Genomic DNA, 5492 nt, shown 5'->3' on the forward strand with positions numbered 1-5492 from the left:
TATTTAAAACGATCGGCATTAACCTTTTTCTGGGTTTTACACCTAGGTTATTTCTTCCTCATTCACAAATTAGCATTTTATACAATGTTTTTTCATAATGCCTACCACTTGATATATATCAAACTAGTTGTACATTTATAAGCATACACTGCGCGCGTTTTAATCAACCTAATCAATCTAACTATAGAGAATAGAATCATGAACAAATGCTTGTTGGCTCTCGCAATGGTTTCTTTAAATTCATACAGCGCAACCGCGACGATGGGCTGGTCGGGCGTCGTACCTTCGATCGCTCAAGTTCCCGCTAATATTACCGTCGAGAAAGAAACCGTACACTTTGATCTCTACGGAAAACATGTCGAGTTATCAGTAACTAACCTAACAAAGGATCAGATCATCATCGATCAGGCGAACGTTCCTATGCTGGCCTTAGACCTATAATCTGCTTGCCAAGGAGTGGCTGCCTACCTTCTTTTTGGTCACTTTAATTCTCATCCATAATCTCACCAAATTTAATCATCCCCGCAGTCCGGTCGCCTTACATACTGATAGTAAAGAATTGTGATGTCTCATCACTTCAGTCAATAATTAGCATTAAAGAACTTTTTTGACTGGCCGATATAAAGACGTCGCATAAACAAGGAAGGTTATCATGACAAAGCAAATATTATCACTAATGCTAATCGCCCTCTCATTCAACGTGAATGCAGCAGGCGCTTTGATGAACTGGTCAGGAAAAGTGAAATCGGTCGCCGTTCTGCCGACTAACATAGAGGTCAAATCAGGTTACCTCGATTATGACCTTGACCAAAAACACGTCCGAGAGAACCTCGACCTTGACCATATTGATTACACCGCACCCACTCTAGAAAAAGATCAACTTATCGTGTACCAAGCGACGGTACCGATGTTATCGCTAGAGCTTTAAGCAATGGTTTTTAGCCATTTCTAAAGTTAAGGCGCATTGGAATTCCTTCGCAGTATGCGCCTTACTTTTAGAATGGATTATTTTATAAAGTAGTAACGGTTCTTACCTGACTTCTTCGCTTCATACATCGCCATATCAGCTTGATGCATTAGCTCGTCGAGTGTGCAATCCTGCCCTTTTGTATAACAACCGCCAATCGAGGTAGTCACTTGATGGAAGCTCCCTGGTAACACTTCAATTGGATCTTGAATCAATTGAATCAATTGAATCAAAGATGCCGCATAATGTTCAGGATTTTGCATATGCTCTTGAGAGCTCAACAAAATAGCAAACTCATCACCGCCTAGACGTGCCAGCAAGGCTTTACTGCCAAATACACGATGCATTACGGACGCAACATGAATTAAGGTTTTATCTCCTGCTGAATGCCCATATTCATCATTAATGAACTTAAAACCATCAAGGTCGAGGTAGATCAAGCAGACCATTTTTCCTGCTTTTAAGTTTTGATCCAGCGTATTCATCGCTTGATTTTGAAACGCGCCACGGTTAACGAGACCAGTAAGGCTGTCGTGGTGAGCCAAGTAGTGGATACGTTGATTATCGGCAAAGGCTCGCAGTTGAAAGCGCGCAATAAAGTAAGCCAGAATAATGCTCAATACCACGCCAACCTGCATTAACCATTTTCGCTCGTATTGTGAACTGACAATGTCCTTCCTTTCGCTAAAATCAACATAAGAAACTAACTTCCATGCCGTCGAGCTGTTTTCGCTAACGTGGTAGTCCTGAAAGCAGTATGGATTGATGCGATCAACAGCACCAACGGACTCGATCGTCATGATGCCTTTATCCGTCTCGATCTGACCTGTAGACGTGTTGTGAATTTGTTCGGCCAACTCTGGAAATGCACTGTAGATGGTCTCATCACTTCGTTGGTTGTACATAAATGCAAACTCAGAATCGCGACGCTGTTTGTTAAACAAAAAATAACCGTCTTTGTTGAGCAACATGTAGTTGGTTCCCATATCGAGATTAAACAACGCCATGCCTTCCATTAGGTATTTCGCAAGATAGTTAACCACGACGATGCCACGCTTTTGCCCTTTTTCATCAAAGACAGGAGTGGCCAGACGAATCATAGGCTTAAGCGGTACTTCAATCTGACCATGCTCAACATTCAAATCTAAAGGCGATACGTAGATCTTTCGGCAACCTAGCTGCAATGCTTTATTGAAGTAGTAACGGTGGCTTTTGTTTTGTAGCTGCTCGGTCGGTACGACCTGTGAGTGTCCATCGTTAAAGTTAATACGAACCACTTCATTCCCTTCCAAATCGAGATAACGAAGTTGGTCATACACTTCTTTACGCTGACTGACTGCTTCCAAAATGGTACTCAGCCTTGTGAGTTCAACATCGCGCTTGGCCACAGGCAACAACGCCACCACGTCGTACACCTTTCTCGCTTCCATAATGTCGGATAACAAAGCGGTTTCTCTTACCACGGAGCCCATTACCCACTCGATGTATTGCTTCTTGCCTTCTAACAGTGCTTTTTGTTGAACACGGATGTTGCTCTTTTCTGCCTCTTCAGACGCAGACTTATCGTAATGAATGATGGCGCCAAATACCGCAACGAGCAGAAAGAAAATCGCGATAAAGCGTAAGCAAAAGAACTTCAACTCAGAAAAAGTAAAGGTAGAATTCAAGTGGTCTCCGGTTTCTTACCCAGTGATAAAACCGGCAATTATAGTGATACAAATCACATATAAATAGGTTCGTATCGATAAAAATTTTCTATCGTCTCAACAGTGAAAGCGAATAAAAAAGGCCCGAGTATCCACTCAGGCCCTGTTCCATCTTGATTGGTGTCTATTCTGAGATGTCACAAAGCTTTAGTAGAAGCGCTTCCAACTGGTCCCAAGGCATCAATTGAGAGTCAATAACCTCAAGGCGTGATTCGAAGCCCTGTAGGCTCATTTCATTGACTGAAACCACGCCATTCGCCACGTTAAACGCGTAGCAACCTTGGTCTGTGTTCATCACTGCTTTCACACGTTCAGCAGTTAGCTCAGATAGCATGGAGAACAGTTGATCAAAATTGAATGAGTATTCCGCGCCGAACAACCAACCACAGCTGAAGTAACCCTGCCCTTTGTTCTCTTTACGAATGAAAGCCTCACCCGGAGGTAGTTGGAATTGAGGCTCTTGGTGAGCATGATCATGATGATGCGCTTCAATATGAGAAGAAGCACTGCCGTGCACCCGTTCGATATCTAGCACTTCAATCGGTAAGTCACCGTCGTGAATCAGCTTACTGAACACTTTAGAAGGCGTTTGGTCTGTCACCCAGTCATTGAAAACATCAATATCATGGCTTGTACACAGGTCAACTTTGCTACCAATGACCACATCTGCGCTATCAAGCTGGTCAACAAAGTTTTTGTTAGAAAGGTACTTCTCGTTACTTAGGTTACGCGGATCCACCAGCGCAATCGTTGCTTTAAGATCCACATACGGTTGGTACTGCTCAGACGTTAGCGTCGCAACTACTTGCTTTGGATGGCCCAAGCCCGTCGGCTCAATAAGAAGACGGTCAGGGTTCTGGCGCAGCAAAGCCGTAATACCAACAGACATAGGCACGCCAGCCGTGCAGCACATGCAACCGCCCGGCACTTCTTTGATCATCGCGCCTTGGTCAGTCATCATCGCGCCATCGATACCAATTTCACCAAACTCATTGACTAACACAGCCCAGTTCTCGTTCTCTGGTTTGTTTTTCAATAAACTCAAGATAGCGGTGGTTTTACCGACACCCAAAAATCCTGTCAGTATATTGGTTGGTACTCGATTTGACATGCTCTTCTCCGACAAGCTTGTGCTTAAATGCTTTTGCCAAAGTATACGGAGAATGTGACTTGCTTCAACGCTTTTTATCGCGAGGGTCTAAGCCTTTATGCAACGCATTCGCTTTTGTCTGCTGAGATTGTTGGTAATAACCAAATGCATCTGCATTTTTAACACCAGAAAGGTGCATGCTGGTGTGAATAACACAAGTAAAAAACGCGACAATCGCTACAAGGATTGGAAGCAGTCCGAGGGTGTTTTCAAATTTTAAAGCGGCAATAGCCAAAGCGAAAACAACCGCAGAGGAAAGTGCAATGATCTTACTTCTATTGCTTTTCATGATAGTTCGCCTTATTTGAACGAGAGATCAAAGTGAATCGGTGTTACTTATCCATTTCACAATTCAATGCTACTCCTTTCATACCCCACAAAATTTGAGCGACTTAACAGATACAAAAACACCGAGCTTAATGGTGCTCGGCGTTCATCTAAGGATTTGAATTTGGCTTGTGTATCAACAAATTTGTCCTGCGCTGACTGCAATGTCAGATTCGTTGTCAATCGCTGCTTGAGCCAAGAGTGCTAACCCTTCAACAATCACATCCAACGACATGGTTGGCTGGTTGCCTAAAGCGTCTTGCTCTGGCAAAAGAGGAATATGCACAAAGCCATGACGTACCGATTTATCACGCAAGTAATGCTGGATACCATAAAACAGGTGATTGCATACAAACGTCCCTGCCGTATTTGATACTTGGCATGGAATGCTCGCGTTTTGTAAAGCGTTTGTCATCGCCTTGATGGGCAGCGTTGTGAAGTAAGCGTCTGGGCCATCTTGAACTACTGGCTCATCGATCGGTTGATGGCCACCATTATCAGGGATACGGAAGTCGTCTACATTAATTGCCACACGTTCTGGAGTAATCGCTGCACGCCCTGCTGCCTGCCCTACTGTGATGACAATATCTGGTTGGTATTGCTCAATCGCGTTAACCACGGTATCGATAGATTCATAACGTGTGACGGGCACTTGGCAAATCATCACCTCGCCGCCATCGAGTTTCTTTCTATCAAGTCGCTTTACTGCTTCTAAAGCAGGGTTGATGGATTCACCACCAAATGGCTCAAAACCTGTCATTAACACTTTCTTCATCGGACTATTTTCTCTTGATAGTAAAACTCAATGGTTGATACTCGAATTTACAATAACTTAGCGTCACAAAGCCAAGTATTATTACATCGCGGCAATGAACTGCACAAAATCGCGACTTACATTTAGCGTAAAATTGGAGATAGCCCCTATCTTGAACTTGTAAAGCAATGTTCTGCTGAGCAAATCCTAGCTTGGTTTCTAACGGTAAGTTAGGTAGAGTACGCGACCATTGAGTATCTGCAATTCGAAGAGATCGAAGATAATGAACATTGATAATCACGTTATCGAAACATTGGAAGAGCTAGAAGCTTTCCTACATCTAATTGAAAGTGGCGCGCTAGGTCTTGAAGGCGTCGCTGGCGTAGCATTAGCAACAACCAACACTGATGGCCGTCCATTTGTTGCAGTATTGGACGAAAAGCATCAATTAGTTCTTGGACGTTGGGTTTCTCAACACGTTTACGAACACGGAAAAGACATCGTTCGTCACGGCCCGCAGCGCAAGCATTAATCCTGCTTTTAAATGACAAAAAGCTCGCTTATATCGCGCAATGTAGTTCACTTAAG

7 protein-coding genes are annotated in these 5492 nt (G+C 43.6%); 3 read left to right on the forward strand and 4 right to left on the reverse strand.

Translation table 11 applies throughout. The features are described from left to right. Positions 1-198: 198 nt before the first annotated feature. Positions 199-441 (forward strand): hypothetical protein, encoded by a 243-nt coding sequence (locus BCT11_RS03720; protein ID WP_039976164.1) that lies wholly within the window; start codon positions 199-201, stop codon positions 439-441. Between the two features lie 211 nt (positions 442-652). Next, positions 653-928 (forward strand): hypothetical protein, encoded by a 276-nt coding sequence (locus BCT11_RS03725; protein WP_042605300.1) that lies wholly within the window; start codon positions 653-655, stop codon positions 926-928. Positions 929-1005: 77 nt separating this feature from the next. Here BCT11_RS03725 and BCT11_RS03730 read toward each other — a convergent pair whose 3' ends face one another. From BCT11_RS03730 to pcp, 4 genes are all read right to left on the reverse strand, one after another. Continuing rightward, positions 1006-2634, reverse strand: a complete 1629-nt coding sequence (locus tag BCT11_RS03730; RefSeq protein ID WP_102387175.1) for a diguanylate cyclase — start codon at positions 2632-2634, stop codon at positions 1006-1008. A gap of 163 nt (positions 2635-2797) precedes the next feature. Further along, positions 2798-3784, reverse strand: a complete 987-nt coding sequence (locus BCT11_RS03735) for a GTP-binding protein (protein WP_102387176.1) — start codon at positions 3782-3784, stop codon at positions 2798-2800. A 64-nt stretch (positions 3785-3848) separates the two neighbouring features. Beyond that, entirely contained in the window at positions 3849-4112 is a 264-nt protein-coding gene (locus tag BCT11_RS03740) for a hypothetical protein (protein WP_038869651.1), read from the reverse strand. A 174-nt stretch (positions 4113-4286) separates the two neighbouring features. Then, entirely contained in the window at positions 4287-4925 is a 639-nt protein-coding gene (gene pcp, locus BCT11_RS03745) for a pyroglutamyl-peptidase I (protein ID WP_039976160.1), read from the reverse strand. Between the two features lie 262 nt (positions 4926-5187). Here pcp and BCT11_RS03750 point away from each other — a divergent pair, with 262 nt between their 5' ends. After that, the gene (locus BCT11_RS03750) at positions 5188-5436 is read left to right on the forward strand and encodes a hypothetical protein (protein WP_038869647.1); all 249 of its coding nucleotides are present in this window, start codon (positions 5188-5190) and stop codon (positions 5434-5436) included. Positions 5437-5492 lie beyond the last annotated feature (56 nt).

Source organism: Vibrio sp. 10N.222.52.B12 (genome assembly GCF_002875385.1).
GTDB classification, from domain to species: Bacteria; Pseudomonadota; Gammaproteobacteria; order Enterobacterales; family Vibrionaceae; genus Vibrio; species Vibrio jasicida.